At 70.6% G+C, this 16,327-nt stretch carries 15 protein-coding genes; 8 read left to right on the forward strand and 7 right to left on the reverse strand.

Annotation, left to right across the window (positions count from 1 at the left end; genetic code table 11):
- Positions 1-50 precede the first annotated feature (50 nt).
- From AB0K15_RS34965 to AB0K15_RS34985, 5 genes are all read left to right on the forward strand, one after another.
- Complete coding sequence (locus AB0K15_RS34965; RefSeq protein ID WP_364060757.1) at positions 51-1,229, forward strand: branched-chain amino acid ABC transporter substrate-binding protein; 1,179 nt, start codon at positions 51-53, stop codon at positions 1,227-1,229.
- A 93-nt stretch (positions 1,230-1,322) separates the two neighbouring features.
- Complete coding sequence (locus AB0K15_RS34970; protein ID WP_364060402.1) at positions 1,323-2,333, forward strand: branched-chain amino acid ABC transporter permease; 1,011 nt, start codon at positions 1,323-1,325, stop codon at positions 2,331-2,333.
- Positions 2,330-3,478 (forward strand): branched-chain amino acid ABC transporter permease, encoded by a 1,149-nt coding sequence (locus tag AB0K15_RS34975; RefSeq protein WP_364060405.1) that lies wholly within the window; start codon positions 2,330-2,332, stop codon positions 3,476-3,478. Before AB0K15_RS34970 ends, AB0K15_RS34975 begins: the two co-directional genes overlap by 4 nt.
- Positions 3,475-4,404 (forward strand): ABC transporter ATP-binding protein, encoded by a 930-nt coding sequence (locus AB0K15_RS34980; RefSeq protein WP_364060408.1) that lies wholly within the window; start codon positions 3,475-3,477, stop codon positions 4,402-4,404. Before AB0K15_RS34975 ends, AB0K15_RS34980 begins: the two co-directional genes overlap by 4 nt.
- Positions 4,391-5,104, forward strand: coding sequence for an ABC transporter ATP-binding protein (locus tag AB0K15_RS34985; RefSeq protein WP_364060411.1), 714 nt, complete (start codon positions 4,391-4,393; stop codon positions 5,102-5,104). The genes AB0K15_RS34980 and AB0K15_RS34985 overlap by 14 nt, the downstream gene beginning before the upstream one ends.
- Before the next feature lie 58 nt (positions 5,105-5,162).
- On the opposite strand, the gene AB0K15_RS34990 is transcribed toward AB0K15_RS34985, so the two are convergent.
- A complete protein-coding gene (locus AB0K15_RS34990; RefSeq protein ID WP_364060414.1) occupies positions 5,163-5,606 on the reverse strand; it encodes a hotdog fold thioesterase in 444 nt (147 codons plus the stop codon).
- A 62-nt stretch (positions 5,607-5,668) separates the two neighbouring features.
- Here AB0K15_RS34990 and polA point away from each other — a divergent pair, with 62 nt between their 5' ends.
- The 3 genes from polA (at position 5,669) to AB0K15_RS35005 (ending at position 9,716) form a co-directional block, all read left to right on the forward strand.
- The gene (gene polA / locus AB0K15_RS34995; RefSeq protein WP_364060417.1) at positions 5,669-8,410 is read left to right on the forward strand and encodes a DNA polymerase I; all 2,742 of its coding nucleotides are present in this window, start codon (positions 5,669-5,671) and stop codon (positions 8,408-8,410) included.
- 195 nt (positions 8,411-8,605) lie between these two features.
- Positions 8,606-9,160 carry an EF-hand domain-containing protein gene (locus AB0K15_RS35000; RefSeq protein ID WP_364060420.1) on the forward strand — a complete coding sequence of 185 codons (555 nt, stop codon included), beginning with the start codon at positions 8,606-8,608 and terminating at the stop codon, positions 9,158-9,160.
- A gap of 58 nt (positions 9,161-9,218) precedes the next feature.
- Positions 9,219-9,716 carry a MarR family transcriptional regulator gene (locus AB0K15_RS35005; protein ID WP_364060423.1) on the forward strand — a complete coding sequence of 166 codons (498 nt, stop codon included), beginning with the start codon at positions 9,219-9,221 and terminating at the stop codon, positions 9,714-9,716.
- A gap of 115 nt (positions 9,717-9,831) precedes the next feature.
- Here the strand turns inward: AB0K15_RS35005 and AB0K15_RS35010 are convergent, their stop codons facing one another.
- The 6 genes from AB0K15_RS35010 to AB0K15_RS35035 form a co-directional block, all read right to left on the reverse strand.
- Positions 9,832-10,659: a DUF72 domain-containing protein gene (locus tag AB0K15_RS35010; RefSeq protein WP_364060759.1), complete on the reverse strand. Its 828-nt coding sequence runs from the start codon at positions 10,657-10,659 to the stop codon at positions 9,832-9,834.
- Between the two features lie 279 nt (positions 10,660-10,938).
- On the reverse strand, positions 10,939-11,511 hold the full coding sequence (locus tag AB0K15_RS35015) for a TetR/AcrR family transcriptional regulator (protein ID WP_364060426.1): 573 nt from the start codon (positions 11,509-11,511) through the stop codon (positions 10,939-10,941).
- Positions 11,508-13,433: a YhgE/Pip domain-containing protein gene (locus tag AB0K15_RS35020; RefSeq protein WP_364060429.1), complete on the reverse strand. Its 1,926-nt coding sequence runs from the start codon at positions 13,431-13,433 to the stop codon at positions 11,508-11,510. The genes AB0K15_RS35015 and AB0K15_RS35020 overlap by 4 nt, the downstream gene beginning before the upstream one ends.
- Entirely contained in the window at positions 13,430-14,146 is a 717-nt protein-coding gene (locus tag AB0K15_RS35025) for an ABC transporter ATP-binding protein (RefSeq protein WP_364060432.1), read from the reverse strand. Before AB0K15_RS35025 ends, AB0K15_RS35020 begins: the two co-directional genes overlap by 4 nt.
- Before the next feature lie 142 nt (positions 14,147-14,288).
- Positions 14,289-15,203 carry a GNAT family N-acetyltransferase gene (locus tag AB0K15_RS35030; protein ID WP_364060435.1) on the reverse strand — a complete coding sequence of 305 codons (915 nt, stop codon included), beginning with the start codon at positions 15,201-15,203 and terminating at the stop codon, positions 14,289-14,291.
- Between the two features lie 19 nt (positions 15,204-15,222).
- Positions 15,223-16,086, reverse strand: a complete 864-nt coding sequence (locus tag AB0K15_RS35035; protein ID WP_364060438.1) for a class I SAM-dependent methyltransferase — start codon at positions 16,084-16,086, stop codon at positions 15,223-15,225.
- Between the last annotated feature and the right edge of the window lie 241 nt (positions 16,087-16,327).

A 16,327-nucleotide genomic window follows, 5' to 3' on the forward strand; every position in this document is an offset into this window, starting at 1 on the left:
GGGTGGCATTTGGAGGAAGAGTGCAGAGAGCACGACTCACGAAGATCTTCGTGCTGGCGGCTGCGGGGGCCATCTCCCTGAGCGCGTGCGCGGCGCGTACCGACAGTGGATCCGGCGGATCCGACAGCAGCGCGCCCCAGGCCGCGGCCCCGTCGGCCGCCGCCGACGCCGCCGACCCGGCGGGTGACGGCAAGGCGCAGTGTTCGCCGACCTCCATCGCCTACGCCGGCACCATCAACGGCGCCAACGCGGCTCTCGGCATCAATATCCTGAACGGTGCCAAGCTCGCCGTCGACCAGCACAACAAGGCGAACCCGGGCTGCCAGGTCAAGCTGGAGCAGTTCGACACGGAGGGCACGCCCGACAAGGCGCCCGGCATCGTGACCCAGATCGTGAACACGCCGGGCATCATCGGCGTCGTGGGCCTCCCGTTCTCGGGTGAGTCCAAGGCCGCGGGCAACATCTTCAACAGTGCCGGCCTGGTCACGGTCACCCCGTCGGCCACCGCCCCCGCGCTGAGCACCAACGGCTGGAAGACCTTCTTCCGCGGTCTCGGCAACGACAACAGCCAGGGCCCGGCCGCCGCGAAGTTCATGACCGGTGAGCTCGGCGCCAAGAAGGTCTGCGTCATCGAGGACGACTCCGAGTACGGCACCGGTCTCGCGGCGACGACCAAGCAGGGTCTCGGCAGCGCGCTGGCGTGCGAGGACAAGGTCAAGACGAAGCAGACCGACTTCTCGGCCGTGGTCAACAAGGTGAAGGCCGCCGCTCCGGACGCGGTGTTCTACTCCGGCTACTACCAGGAAGCCGCTCCGTTCGCGCAGCAGCTCAACGACGCCGGCGTCACCGCGAAGTTCGTGGGCCCGGACGGCGTCAAGGACGACGAGTTCGTGAAGGGCGCCGGCGACGCCGCCGCCAACGCGTACTTCACCTGCCCGTGCGTGCCGGCGGACCAGTTCACCAAGTTCACCGACGCGTACAAGGCCGCGACCGGCAAGGACCCGGGCACCTACTCGCCCGAGGCCTACGACCTGGCCACGATCCTGCTGAAGGGCATCGACTCCGGCAAGACCACGCGCCCGGCGCTGCTCGACTTCGTCAAGACCTACGACGGTCAGGGCCTCACGAAGCACTTCAAGTGGGACGACAAGGGCGAGCTCGCGTCGACGACCGTGTGGACCTACAAGGTCGAGAACGGAAAGATCGTCCGCAACACCGAGATCAAGTAGCCCGAGCTCCCGTTCCAATTACCGGGGTGCGTGTCCGGCGGATCGATCCCGCCGGACACGCACCCCGGACCCACATGGAGAACTAGTGTGTCGATGACCCATGACCTGAGCTCGCTCGTCCTCGCGCAGGGCGACAGCTGGATCACCTTCGACGTGGGCGCCTTCGTTGAGAACTTCTGGGCCAACACGATCGACGGTCTTGCCTACGGCAGCATCTACGCGCTCGTGGCGCTGGGCTACACCCTCGTCTACGGCGTTCTGAAGCTCATCAACTTCGCCCACTCCGAGGTGTTCATCTACGGCGCCTACGCGGTGTGGTTCACCTTCTTCGGCCTCGGCTTCCGGCCCGGCGCGACGGCGCAGCTCCCGGTCCTCGAAGTGATCGGATTCCTGTTGCTGGCGTTGCTCGCGGCGATGGCCGTGTCCGGTGGCACGGCGGTGCTCCTGGAACGCGTGGCCTACCGTCCGCTGAGGAAACGCGGGGCGCCGAAACTGGTGTTCCTGATCACCGCGATCGGTGCTTCCTTCGTGCTGCAGCAGATCCTCTTCATCTGGCGTGGCGGCAACGCGGAGCAGGGCATCCGGCTGCTGCGCAACGAACCCCTGTTCAAGATCTTCGGCGCCGACGTCACCAACGTCACGATCATCACGATCGTCGCGTCGGTCGTGCTGATGCTCGCGGTGAACGCGTTCGTGAACCGCACCAAGTTCGGCCGCGGCATCCGCGCGGTGGCGCAGGACCCGGACACCGCCACGCTCATGGGCGTGAACAAGGAACGCGTCATCACGCTCACGTTCCTCATCGGCGGCCTGCTCGCCGGCGCGGCGGCGTTGTTCTACATGATGAAGATCCCGCAGGGCGCTTCGTACCAGGGCGGCTTCATCCTCGGCATCAAGGCGTTCACCGCCGCGGTGCTGGGCGGCATCGGCAACCTGCGCGGCGCGCTGCTCGGCGGCCTGCTGCTCGGGGTCGCCGAGAACTACGGCCAGTCCCTGTTCGGCGGGGAGTGGCGCGACGTCGTCGCGTTCGTGCTCCTCGTGCTGATCCTGATGGTCCGCCCGACGGGCATCCTCGGCGAATCGCTCGGAAAGGCACGGGTATGACGGTCACCTCGACGCCGCCGGCCGCGGCCGTCCCCGCCAAACGCAAACGGCCGATCTCGGACTGGTGGAACAACCTGCCGCGCGTGCAGCAGTGGCTCGTCCTCGTGCCCCTCGTGGCGCTGATCTACCTGCTGCCCGTGCTCAACCCGCCGATCATCAGCACGCAGCCCGGCTACGACTTCCCGATCGCGATGTTCGAGGTGTCCCGCTACGCGCTGGTCGCCATCGGCCTCAACATCGTGGTCGGCCAGGCCGGTCTGCTGGACCTCGGCTACGTCGGCTTCTTCGCGGTCGGCGCCTACGTGATGGCGCTGTTCACGAGCCCCGACTCGACGCTGCACAAGCTGCCGTTCCTCGTCGTGCTCCCGATCGCCATGGTGGTCACGATGATCTTCGGCGTGATCCTCGGGACACCGACGCTGCGACTACGCGGGGACTACCTCGCGATCGTCACGCTCGGGTTCGGCGAGATCGTGCGCCTGCTGGCGGACAACGTCGACCCGTTGCGCGGCAACCGCGGCTTCCAGTCGGTGGGGCACCCGCCGGGCACGAACGCCGACGGCACCCCGTTGTTCAACAACTCCGACGGAACGCCGTGGTACTGGCTGTGCGTCACGCTCATCATCCTGGTGCTGTTCCTCGTCGGGAACCTGGAACGCAGCCGCGTCGGCCGCGCCTGGGTCGCGATCCGCGACGACGAGGACGCCGCCGAGATCATGGGCCTGCCGACGTACAAGTTCAAGATCTGGGCGTTCGTGTCCGGCGCCGCGGTCGGCGGCCTGTCCGGCGCGCTCTACGCCGGGCAGCTGGGCTTCGTGAACAACCAGAAGTTCGACGTCGTCACCTCCATGCTGTTCCTCGCCGCCGTGATCCTCGGTGGCGCGGGCAACAAGGTCGGGGTGCTGCTGGGCGCGATCGTGGTGGCGTACATCCCGCTGCGGTTCCAGGCGATCGCCGAGTACAAGTACCTGATCTTCGGGCTGGCGCTGATCATCCTGATGATCTTTCGCCCGCAGGGCCTGCTCGGTGCGCGGCAACGGCTGCTCACGTACGGCAGGCAGGCGTACCAGCGGCTGCTCGGCCGCGGCGAACAGGTCAGCAGTGACGGCTCACTGGCCTCCGACACCCCGGGAGAGAAGGCATGACCGTCCCTGGCAACGGCACGGGTCCCGAGGTCCCGGCCGAGGGCGGCCTCGTGGCCGAGGTCGCCCGGATGAGCGCGGAGCAGCTCGCCGAGCACGAGGCGGAGGTCGCCGAGGTCGTCGCACCGGACCGTGAGATCGACGTCGCGGTCGGGCAGACGCTGCTGAAGGTCGACGACGTCACCGTGCGGTTCGGCGGTCTAGTGGCGCTCGACAGCGTGTCGTTCGACATCCGCCGCGGCGAGATCCTGGGCCTGATCGGGCCCAACGGCGCCGGCAAGACCACGTGCTTCAACGCGATGACCGGCGTCTACCGGCCCAGCTCGGGCCGGGTGCTGCTGGAGGACAAGCCGCTGGGCAAGGCCTCCCGGCACGCCATCACGCAGCTCGGCATCGCGCGCACGTTCCAGAACATCCGGCTCTTCTCGGAGATGACGGCGCTGGAGAACGTGGTGGTCGGCACCGACGCCCGCCACAAGACCAGCCTCGTCGGCGCGCTGCTGCGCACCCCTCGCCACCACCGCGAGGAGAAGCAGGCGATCGAGAAGGGCATGGCGCTGCTGGAGTTCGTCGGCATCGCCGACCGGGCGGCCGACCGCGCGAAGAACCTGCCCTACGGCTACCAGCGGCGCCTGGAGATCGCGCGGGCGCTCGCGACCGAGCCGAAGCTGCTGTGCCTCGACGAGCCGGCCGCCGGGTTCAACCCGGCGGAGAAGGAAGAGCTCATGGGGCTGATCCGGACGATCCGCGAGGACGGTTACACCGTCCTGCTGATCGAACACGACATGAAGCTGGTCATGGGCGTGACCGACCGGATCGTGGTGCTGGAGTTCGGCAAGAAGATCGCGGAAGGGGTGCCTGCCGAGATCCGGGCCAACCCGGCCGTGATCGCCGCCTACCTGGGGGTGCCCGACGATGACGTTGCTTGAGCTGTCCGAGGTCTCCGTCCACTACGGACGGATCCAGGCCGTGTCGGACCTGTCCATCACGGTCGACGAGGGCGAGATCGTCACGCTGATCGGGGCCAACGGCGCGGGCAAGTCCACCACTATGCGCGCGATCTCCGGCATCCGGCCGATCTCGGGCGGCGCGATCCGCTTCGACGGCGAGGACATCTCGCGGCTGCGCGGTGACCTGCGGGTGGTCCGCGGGATCTCGCAGTCGCCCGAGGGCCGGGGGATCTTCCCCGGCATGACGGTGCTCGAGAACCTCGACATGGGTGCCTACGCGCGCAAGGACCGGAAGAACCTGCAGCCGGACTTCGACCGCGTCTTCGAGCTGTTCCCGCGGCTCGCGGAACGCAAGACCCAGGTCGGCGGCACGATGTCCGGCGGCGAGCAGCAGATGCTCGCCATCGGGCGGGCCCTGATGGCGAAGCCGCGGCTGCTGCTGCTCGACGAGCCGTCGATGGGGCTCGCGCCGCAGTTCATCCAGCAGATCTTCCGGATCATCACGGAGATCAACCGCCAGGGCACCACGGTGCTGCTGGTGGAGCAGAACGCGCAGCAGGCCCTTTCGCGGGCGCACCGCGCGTACGTGCTGGAGACCGGGCGCATCACCAAGTCCGGCACCGGGAAGGAACTGCTGGCCGACACCAGCATCAAGGAGGCCTACCTCGGCGTCGGCTGAGGCAGGAAACCCGCTCCACGGACCGGCCCCGCGCGCTTCGGCGCTCGGGGCCGGTTTCCTATTTCGCGCCCGGCGGCTTGTCCCGGACGACGCACGTGAGGCGGGCGGTGCAGGTGCGCCTGCCCTCGTCGTCGGTGAGCACGATCTCCGCGGTGATGGTGCCGCGTCCGACGTGCAGCGGGGTGGCGACGCCGGTGACCGTGCCGGAGCGCACGGCGCGGTGGTGGGTGCAGGACAGCTCGAGGCCCATCGCGGCGCGGTCGGTGCCCGCGTTGAGCGCGGCGAGGATCGAGCCGAGCGCCTCGGCGACGGTGGCGTTGGCTCCGCCGTGCAGCAGGCCGTAGGGCTGGAGGTTGCCCTCGACCGGGATCGTGCCGACGACGCGCTCGGGCGTGGCCTCGAGGATCTTCAGCCCGATCTTGTCGTTCAGCTGCTGGTCGGCGGCGGCGGGGTCGATCCCCGCGCGGGTTTCCAGCGCCAAGTCGCCGGCCTGCTCGGTCACGCAATGCTCCTCAACCTATGCGACACGTAAGAGTGTCGGACCCTCACCTTAGACTCGCTCCCGTGAGCCCGAGTGAGAACCGAACCGTAGCGAACGCCACAGCAGCCACGACCACGGCCGAGCGGCCCCGCCTGCTGCTCATCGACGGTCATTCGATGGCCTACCGCGCCTTCTTCGCGCTGCCCGCGGAGAACTTCAAGACCAAGACCGGCCAGGTCACCAACGCGGTGTTCGGGTTCACCTCGATGCTCATCAACCTGCTGCGCGACGAGGAGCCCACGCACCTCGCGGTGGCGTTCGACCTCTCGCGCAAGACCTTCCGGTCGGAGACGTTCGCCGACTACAAGGCCAACCGCAGCACCACGCCCGACGAGTTCCGCGGCCAGGTCGACCTGGTCAAGGAGGTGCTCGACGTGCTGGGCATCCCGTCGCTCACGAAGGAGAACTTCGAGGCCGACGACATCATCGCCACCCTCACCACGCAGGCCGGCGCGGAGAACTTCGACGTGCTGATCTGTACCGGCGACCGCGACGCGCTGCAGCTGGTCAACGAGCACGTCACCGTGCTCTACCCGAAGCGCGGCGTGTCGGACCTGGTCCGCTTCACGCCCGACGCGGTGGAGGAGAAGTACGGCCTCACCCCGACCCAGTACCCCGACTTCGCGGCGCTGCGGGGCGACCCGTCGGACAACCTGCCCGGCATCCCCGGGGTGGGGGAGAAGACGGCGGCGAAGTGGATCCGGCAGTTCGGCACGCTGGCCGACCTCATCGACCGCGTCGACGAGGTCAAGGGCAAGGTCGGCGACGCGCTGCGCGAGAACCTGACGTCGGTCGCGCTCAACCGGCAGCTCACCGAGCTGGTGCGCGACGTGCCGCTCGACCTGGTGCCCGACCAGCTGGAGCTGCGGCCGTGGGACCGCGACGCGGTGCACCGCCTGTTCGACGAGCTGGAGTTCCGCGTGCTGCGCGACCGGCTCTTCGCCACGCTCAGCAGCGCCGAGCCGGAGGCCGAGGAGGGCTTCGACGTCTCGGGTGAAGCGCTCGCGCCCGGCGCGCTCGGCGCCTGGCTGGCCGCGCACGCCGGCGAGGGCGAGCCGGTGGCGCTGGCCTTCCGCGCCACGGGCACGTCGATCCGTTCGGACCTGCGGGCGCTGGCCTTCGCGTGCGCCGACGGCGAAGGCGCGTACGTCGACGTCACGGCGATGGACGAGGCTGACGACACCGCGCTGGCCGCGTGGCTCGCCGACGAGAAGATCCGCAAGATCGGCCACGACCTGAAGGTGGCGCTGCACGCGGTGCGCGCCCGCGGCTGGACGCTCGCGGGGCTGGTGCTCGACACCGCGCTCGCGGCCTACCTCGTGCGGCCCGGTCAGCGCACCTTCGAGCTCGACGACCTGGCGCTGCGCTACCTGCACCGCGAGCTGCGCTCCGAGGCCGCCGAGGGCGACGGCCAGCTGTCGCTGCTCGACGGCGGCGCCAAAGGCCTGGAGCAGAAGGAGGTCTCCGACGAGCTGGTGAAGGCCCGCGCGATCTTCGAGCTCGCCGGCGCGCTCGGCAAGGAGCTCGAGGACCTCGGCGGGGCGAAGCTGCTCGCCGAGCTGGAGCTGCCGCTGCTCGAGGTCATCACCGAGCTGGAGGCCGCGGGCATCGCCGTGGACGTGGAGCAGCTCACCGAGCTGGAGGCCCACTACCTCAGCCGCGTCACGCAGGCCGCCGAAGAGGCGTACAAGGTGATCGGCAAGCAGATCAACCTGGGCTCGCCGAAGCAGCTTCAGGTCGTGCTGTTCGAAGAGCTCGGCATGCCGAAGACCAAGCGCACCAAAACCGGCTACACCACCGACGCCGAGGCGCTGCAGAGCCTGTTCGAGAAGACCGAGCATCCGTTCCTGCAGCACATGCTGGAGCACCGCGACGCCACGCGGCTGCGCACCACCGTCGAGGGCCTGATCAAGTCGGTCGCCGACGACGGGCGCATCCACACCACGCTGCAGCAGACGATCGCGGCCACCGGGCGCCTGTCGTCGGTCGACCCGAACCTGCAGAACATCCCGGTGCGCACGGAAGAAGGCCGCCGCATCCGCGACGCGTTCGTGGTCGGCGAGGGCTACGCCGAGCTGATGACCGCGGACTACAGCCAGATCGAGATGCGCATCATGGCGCACCTGTCGAAGGACGAGGGCCTGATCGAGGCCTTCAACAGCGGCGAGGACCTGCACACGTTCGTCGCGTCGCGCGCCTTCTCCGTGCCCGCGGAGGAGATCACGGCGGAGCAGCGCTACCGCGTCAAGGCGATGTCCTACGGCCTGGCCTACGGGCTGTCGGCCTACGGGCTTTCGCAGCAGCTGCGGATCTCGACCGAGGACGCGAAGTCGCAGATGGAGGCGTACTTCAACCGCTTCGGCGGCGTGCGCGACTACCTGCAGTCCGTGGTCGGTGAAGCCGCGAAGACGGGCTACACCGAGACGATCTTCGGCCGCCGCCGCTACCTGCCCGACCTCAACAGCGACAACCGCCAGCGTCGCGAGATGGCGGAGCGGATGGCGCTCAACGCGCCGATCCAGGGCAGCGCGGCCGACATCATCAAGGTCGCGATGCTCAACGTGCACCGCGCGCTGGTCGAGGCGAAGCTGCGCAGCCGCGTGCTGCTGCAGGTGCACGACGAGCTCGTGCTGGAAGTCGCCGAGGGCGAGCGCGCCGAGGTCGAGAAGCTCGTGCGCGAAGGCATGGGGTCGGCCTACGACCTCGCCGTGCCGCTCGAGGTTTCCGTCGGCTACGGCCGTTCGTGGAACGAAGCGGCGCACTAGGACTCCGAACGGACCAGAGAGGCTCCTTCCCCGCGGGGAGGGAGCCTTTTTGGTTACTTCGCGTCACTAACGAAATCACCGGGTCGGGACGCGGGAGAACCCGGGTGCCGGTGCAGGTGATCTTGAGTCGCGACAACGCTGAGCTTCGCCCACGAGGTCCCCGGCCAAGGGGGATCGGAGAAAGGACGGCGAACGATGGCGAGTGAACTGCAGAGACGCAAGATCTCCACGGTGTTCGGGGCGATGGACGTCGACGGCGACGGATTCCTCACCGAGGCCGACTTCCAGGCGCTCACCGACCGCTGGACGAAGGCGCGCGGCCTTGCTCCCGACTCGCCCCAGGCCACGCGCCTGAGCGAGATCATGATGGGCTGGTGGACCACGCTGCTCGCCGCGTCCGACATCGACCGCGACGAAAAGGTGACGCTCGACGAGGTCCTGCTCGTGGTGGACCAGCTGGGGGACATGCCCGACTCGGTGCGCGGCACCGCGGCCGCGATGTTCGAGGCCATCGACGAGAACGGCGACGCGCGCATCTCGCGCGAGGAGTACCGCCGGCTCATCGAGACCTGGAACGGCACGGCCACCGACACCGACACCGTCTTCCCGGTGCTGGACCTCAACGGCGACGGCTACCTCACGGCCGACGAGTTCACCGAGCACTGGCTCGAGTTCTGGGCCGGCGACAACGCCGACGCCCCGGGTACCTGGGTGTTCGGCCGGTTCGACCTGCCGCTGGGCGTCCGCTGACGACCCGTGTGCCGCGGCCGCACCTCCGGCGGCCGCGGCCCGCGGACGGGGAGACGTGATGTACGAGATCTCCGATCCCACGGAGACCGGTGCCGCTTCCGGTGCCGGCTTCTGGCTCCACCAGGCGGCCCTGGCCTGGCGCGCCGCGCTCGACGTCCGCCTGCGCCCGCTGGGCCTCACGCCCACGCAGTTCCTCCTGCTGTCCGCGGTGGCCCGCCTCGAGCGCACCGCCGGCCCCGCCACCCAGCAGGAAGTGGCCGAACACGCCGGCGCCGACCGCATGATGACGTCGAAAGTCCTGCGGGCACTGGAAGTCCGCGACCTGCTCATCCGCACCGCCCACGAACGCGACGCCCGCGCCGTCCGCGTCTCCCTCACCCCGGCGGGCCGCGATCTGGCCGCCGACGCGGCGGCCATCGCGACCGAGTTCGACAGCGCCTTCTTCGGCCCCGCCGCCCAGCGCCTCGCCCGCGAACTCCGCTCCGTCGCGGAACGCCGCGGGAGGCCCGGACCACTCACCGCCGAGGAAGCGTTGCGGGCGGCGCCGAACGAGTGAGTGCGCGGTGATCGTGAAGGCCCGTGTGGAGGGGCAGCGCGAGACCAAGCACCAAATGGCGCCGCGACGGTGCCGCCCGGGCGTGCGACCGAGTGTCCGGTGTGGACGGTGCGGCTCAGAACAACGTCGGCGGTCCCACCGGCATCGGTTCGGCCAGGGGCGCCAGCTCGGGCACGCGCGCCCGCACGTCGTCGTGGAAGCGGCGGGCGAGCACCAGCGCGTCGGCGTTGTCCGGGGTGTGCAGGAAGACCGTGGGGGAGCGCCCTTCGCGCAGCCAGTGCGCCACGGCGTCGGCCCAGGGGTGCCAGCCGGCGGCCGTCTCGTCGGGGTCGTCGCGGCCGAGGTAGCGGACCACGGGGTTCGCGGTGAGGGCGCGGATCCGCCGGGGCATGCGAGGCTTCTTGAGCCACGCCTCCTGCTCGGCTTCGGACGTCGGCGGCCGGGAGAACAACACCGTCGTGTCGAAGGTGATCCACTCGGCGCCGGCACCGGCGAGGACGCGTTCCAGGGCCTGGGCGGCGCGCGCGTCTTCGAAGAAGGCGCGGTCGCGGACCTCGACCGCGTAGCGGTACTCGCGGGGCAGGCGCCGCAGGAAACCGGCGAGTGCGCCGAGGGCCTCCGGTGAGAACGACGGCGGGAGCTGGATCCACAGGGTGTGGGCGCGCTCGCCCAGCGGCTCGATCGCCGCGAGGAACGTGGCCAGCACCGCGTCGGCGTCGCCGAGACCGCGTTCGTGCGTGATCGGCTTCGGCAGCTTGAGCACGAACCGGAAATCGGCCGCCGTCTGCTCGGCCCAGGTCTCGACCGTGGCGCGGGACGGCGTGGCGTAGAACGTCGTATTGCCCTCGACCGCGTTGCACCACGTCGCGTACGCGCGCAGGCGCTCGCGGGGTGCCAGGGGGTGCGGCAGGAGCCGTCCCTGCCAGGGCGCGTGCGTCCACATCGCGCAGCCGACGTGGAGTTTCACGCCGCCAGCCTAGTGGGGACACCGCGGTGAGGTGATTCACCCGGGTCACCCGCCCGGACAGCGGTACCCGCGTCACGGCCGCCTCACTTAGCGTGACATGCGCAGGTGTCGATCGATAGCGGAGGACCGAGAGATGATCAAGCGGCTCTTCAAGTTCGTCATGCGCCACGGCTGCTGCGCCGCGTGCACCGGCAAGGGCTGCGGCTGCTGCGCCAACTGCGGCTGACCCGGCGCGCGAAAGAACAGTCCGGGGTCTCAGCCGCGGCCGAGGCCCCGGATCAGCACCATCACCGAGTCGCGCACGTCGGCCCGGGTACGAGTCGGCTGGAAGACCTGCCAGTCGAGCGCGACGACCAGCATCGTCCCGAACAGGCCCGCCGCCGCGGTCTCGATCGCGACGCCCGCGGGCAGCCGGCCGGCCTCGTCGAGGCGGTGCAGCTGCGCCTTCACGATCGAGATGATCTCCTCGCGCAGCAGCGCCAGCGTGTCGTGCCACTGGCCCGGCGTGCGCCACAGCTCGCTCACCACGATCTGCGAGAACCCCGGGTACTCGGCGATGAACTGCAGCGTCGTGTCGACCTGCGCCTCGATCACGTCGAGGGGCTCGCCGTCCGTGACGGCCGCGCGCAGGCGCCCGGCCAGCAGGTCGACACCGAAGCGGAGCAGGCTGTCGACCAGCCCGTCCTTGGACCCGAAGTTGTAGTACACCGTGCCCTTGGCGACGCCGGCCTCGGTCGCGATCTCGTCCACCGTCAGCCCCACGAGGCCCCTGCTGGCCGAAAGCCGCAGGGTCGCCTCGAAGAGCTTCCGCTTGGTCGTCTCTCTCACAGGCTGAGCTCGGGCTTGAGCTTGGCCACCGTCCAGACCCGGTGCTTGCGGGCCGCCAGGGTCGACAGCACGATCCCGCCGACGAGGTAGGCCAGCAGCACCGCGACGTCACCGAGGATCTGCAGTGACGCGCCGGAGTAGAGCAGGTGCCGGAAGCCGTCGATGGCGTAGCCCATCGGCAGCACGACGTGCAGCGGGTAGAGCGCGTCGGGGATCGTCTGCCACGGGAACGTGCCGCCCGCGCTCACCAGCTGCAGCACCAGCAGCACCAGGCCGAGGAACTTGCCGACGGCACCGAAGAACGCGTTGAGCGCGTGCACCACCGACGTGAACGCCAGCGAGACGAGGATCGCGAACCCGATCGCGCCCAACGGGTGCGCGATGTGGATGCCGACCAGCCACGTCACCGCGGCGAACAGGACGATGACCTGCGCGATGCCGAGCACGGCCGACGACAGCCAGCCGCCGAGCGCGACCCGCAGCGGCGCGGCGCCCGCGGTGAGCGCCCGGGTGGACAGCGGCCGGATGAGCAGGAACAGCACGAACGCGCCGATCCACGTGGCCAGCGAGATGAAGAACGGGGCCAGCCCCGCGCCGTACGTGCCGGCTGACGCGACGCCGTTGGCCGTGACCGCGACCGGGTCGGCGATGGTGTTCGCCGTGGCGGTGCGCGTGGGGTCGTCCGGGTTCGGGATCTGCGACAGGCCCGAGGACAGCCCGTCGCGCAGCTGGTTCGCGCCGTTCGCGAGCTGGTCGGTGCCCGTGACGGCGGTCTTCTCCCCGTCGTCGAGCTTCGCCGCGCCGTCGCGCAGCTGGTTCGCCCCGTCGGACGCCTGCGCGATGCCGTTCGTCAGCTGCGGTGTGGCCGCGGCCAGCTGGTGCGCGCCGTCCGACACCTGACGGGCGCCGCTCGCCAGCTTGGCGAGATCGCCGTTGGCGGTCTGGATCTTGGTGTTCGCCTGGTCGACGGGGGAGCGCAGCTGATCGAGCTGAGCCAGGATGCCGTTGACCTGGGTGTCGGAGAGGCCGGCGTTGTGCAGGTCGGTGTTCAGCTGGGCGCGGTAGCCGTCGAGCTTGCCCTGGATGTCGGACGACGCGGACGCCGCGAGCGAGGCGGCGTCGGCCACCTGCTGGTTGCCGTCGGCGACCTGGCCCGCGCCGGTCGCCAGCTGCTGAGTCTGGCTCGGCAGCTGCGCGGTGCTCGACTTCAGCGTGTTCAAGCCGGTGGCGAGCGTGCCGGAGCCGGTGGCCAGCTGACTGGCGCCGTCGGCGAGCTGGTGCTGGCCGGTCTGCAGCCGCGCGGCGCCGTCGGCCAGTTGTTTCGCGCCGTTGGCGGCGTCGGAGATCTTGCCGTAGATCGTGGAGAAGCCCACGAGGAACCGGTCGGCCGCCTCGCCGCCCACCTTCTCGGCGATGGTCTTGCGCACCTGGTCGGCCACCTGCTTCGCGATGGTGCCCGCGAGGTAGTTGTTGGCGTCGTTGGTGGTCAGCGTGATCGTGGCCTGCTGCGGCGTGAAGTTGCCCGACGACAGCAGCGCGGTGGAGAAGTCGCGCGGGATGCCGATGGCGAAGGAGTACTTGTCGTCGCGCACGCCGTCGCGAGCGTCCTGTTCGGACACTTCGTGCCACTGGAAGGTGCCGGACTTGACCAGCTCGTCGGTCACCTCACGCCCGACGTTGCGGGTGGCGCCCGTCGAGTCCTTCGCGCCGGCATCGCTGGTGAACACGGCGGCGGGCAGTTTGTCGAGGCGGCCGTACGGGTCGTAGTTCGCGTACAGGTAGAAGGACGCGTAGAGCAGCGGCACCAGCACGAGTGCGGCCATCGCCAGCTTCGGCAGCGTGCCGGCCGAGAGGCGGCGCAGCTCGTTGAGGGCGATGCGGAAGGCGTTGAGGCCGCCGGCCCGCTTGTCGGGGGCGGTCATGCCGGTTCTCCTTCAGCGCTGACGTGTTCAGCGACGGGCTCTTCGACGGCGGGATCTTCGGCAGCCGGCTCTTCGGTGAGGGCGAGCAGGCGCACCGGTCCGGGCTGGTCGGTCGACCCGATGCGGGCCGGGGCGTAGGGCAGGGCGGACGCGGGTGTCGTCGCGGTGAGCACGACGACGGCGAGGCCGCGCTTCGCGTGCTCCTCGGCGACCGCGGTCCACGTCTCGACGAGGCTCGTGTGCCGGTCGGGGGCGTCGAGCACGAGCACCCGCACGCCGGTGCGCTCGGCGGCCAGCTCGGCGAGCAGCCGGGTGCGCAGCGCGGGCTCGAGGTTCTCGAAGCGGGTGCCGGCGAAGGGGGCGGCGTCGTGCTCGGCGAGCCAGCGCGCCACGTCCTCCTTGCCCGCCGGGCGGTGCGCCAGCGCGAGCTCCTCGCCGGCGACCACGCGCAGCGGCAGCGCCTCGTCGGGCTCGCTCACGCCCGGGGCGTCGACCACGGCGACGAGGTCGCGCAGCAGGCCGGGCACGTCCGCGGTGACCGTGCCGGTGCTCGGCTTGACGCGGCCGGCCAGCGCCAGGCCCAGCGCGGTGATCCCGACGCCGGGCTCGCCGTGGACCAGCGTCACGCAGCCGTCCTCGACGGTCAGCGAGGTGGGTGGCAACAGTGTGCCGTGGGGCCCCTCCAGGGACACCCGGTCGGCTCGTACCTGCACGGGGACACTCCAGTTTCTCCACTGACCGGACTTTTGAACTGACCGGTCAGTGCAAAAACTAGCGCACATGATCAACGGGCGGCAAGGCGGGCGGTCGCACGTCACACGACCGTGGTGGCGGTGCCCCGGTGAGCGGTCCTGGTCAGCGCAGCGCGGTCGCCGGGTGGGCTTCCCACGACGTCCACAGTGGACGATAGCCCTGGCGGTGCCAGAACACCGAGGAGAGGGGGTTCATCGGGTTGTAGTAGAGGTACGCGCCGACCGTGCCGGGACGCAGCAGCTCGCGGTGCACGTGGTCCATGAGGACCCGCCCGATCCCGCCGCCGCGGTGGCCGGGCGCGGTCACGACGTTGTTCACGTACGCCCACAGTCCCGGTGGCAGGAGCTCGGCCGCCTCGGTGCCCGGTGCCGAGTCCACCCACGCGCACTGGGCCAGGGCCACGGGGCGGCCGCCGGCTTCCGCGAGCCAGGTGGCCGGTTCGTCGAGCGCGCGGCGCAACGCGGGCGCGAGCAGCTCTGCGGTCTGGTCCCGGCGGCGGTGCGCCACCAGCCCGGTGTAGTCGAACGTGGCCGCGCACAGCCGGAGCACGGTGTCGAAGTCGCCCGGCCCGGCCAGGCGCACGGCGATGCCGTCGGTGTCCGCGGCCGCGCGTGGTGGCGGGTCCGTCCGCACGGCGAGCGCGGACATCGGGGCGAGCCCGTGGTCGAGGAACGCCCGGATCGCCTCCGCGTCGCGACTCGGCCAGTTCACGACGCACGCGGAGTCGGCGTCGGCGGGCTCGGTGTCCACGAGGGACCGCAGCTCGCCCAGCAGGAGGTCGAATCCCTCGGTGCCGGCGGTGTCCGCGTCGGGGAACAGCTGCCACACCTGCGCGGCCGACCACAGCAGGGGAGTGTCGCCGGGTCCGTGGCGGTGGCGCTGCACGACCCCGGACACGCGTGCGCCCGCCGCCGTCACCGCGGCGACGGGCTCGCCGGCGGTGTCGCTGATCGACGGCGCGGGCGGCAGCAGCGGGTCGAGCGCGGCGAACCGCGCCGCGGGTTCGGTGGTGGCCACGGAAGCGCAGCGTAGCCGCTCAGGAGCGGCGCGTGCGGAAGATCGCCGTGCCAGGGAAGAGCTTGCCGCGCAACGGGCTCCACTGGCCCCATGTGCGCGTGTGACCCTCCGGCCACTCGGGCTCCAGCAGGTCCTCGAGCGTGAAGCCGCCGGCGGCGAGCGCGCGCACGTAGTCGCCGAGCGTGCGGTGGTACTCGACGTAGGTGGCCTCGCCGTCGTCGTCGACCTCCACGTACGGCGTGCGGTCGAAGTACGGCTGGGTGACGGTGAGCCCGAGCGGGCCCGGGTCGTCGGGGAAGATCCACCGCATCGGGTGGGTCACCGAGAACACCCACGGCGAGCCGGGGCGCAGCACGCGGTGGACCTCGGCGAACACCGTCGCCAGCGAGGGCACGAAGGGCAGCGCGCCGAACGCGGAGCACGCGGCGTCGAAGCTGCCCGACGCGAACGGCAGGTACTCGGCGTTGGCCTGGACCAGGGGGACGGCGACGCCGGTGCGCTCGTTGCCCTCGCGCGCGTGGCGCAGCATCCCGCCGGACAGGTCGGTCGCCACCGCGTCGGCGCCCGCCGACGTGAGCCAGCGCGAGCACGCCGCCTGGCCGCAGCCGACCTCCAGCACGCGCCGGCCGCGGACGTCGCCGAGCAGCCGCACGTCCTCCTCGCGCACGCCCTCCGGGCACCAGACGAAGTCGGCGTCGCCGAGGAACTCGCCGTGGGTGGCCTGGTAGTCGTCGGCGTCGGCGTCCCACCAGGCGAGGTTCGCCGCGGCCGCCTCGCCGCCGCCGACCGCGCGGTACGCGACGCCGGCCGTGCCGAGCTGCAGCTCGGCGTGCGCGTGGCGATCGGCTGTGTCCGCCGCGGGGGCAACCGAGTGGTCGGACATGCTGGGTCCTTCCGGGAATGACGGGGAATGCCGGCACCGGCCGAAACGTTGCCGGAAGGGTACCGGGAGCTGTGGGGACCCTGATTGTGTGCCCTACCGGGGCCCGCGTACGATACGTGTTAGCGCAGTGGGTTCGCGCTGCCTGGGTCTTCACTTGCCGGGGGAGCGCACCGTTTGCGGGTCATGCCGCGGTCGTTCACTGGTGGACGTTGCTCGTGGGGTCGTCGCATGTTCCCGTCTC

The sequence above is a fragment of the Amycolatopsis sp. NPDC049253 genome, assembly GCF_040678995.1.
Taxonomy (GTDB): Bacteria; Actinomycetota; Actinomycetes; order Mycobacteriales; family Pseudonocardiaceae; genus Amycolatopsis.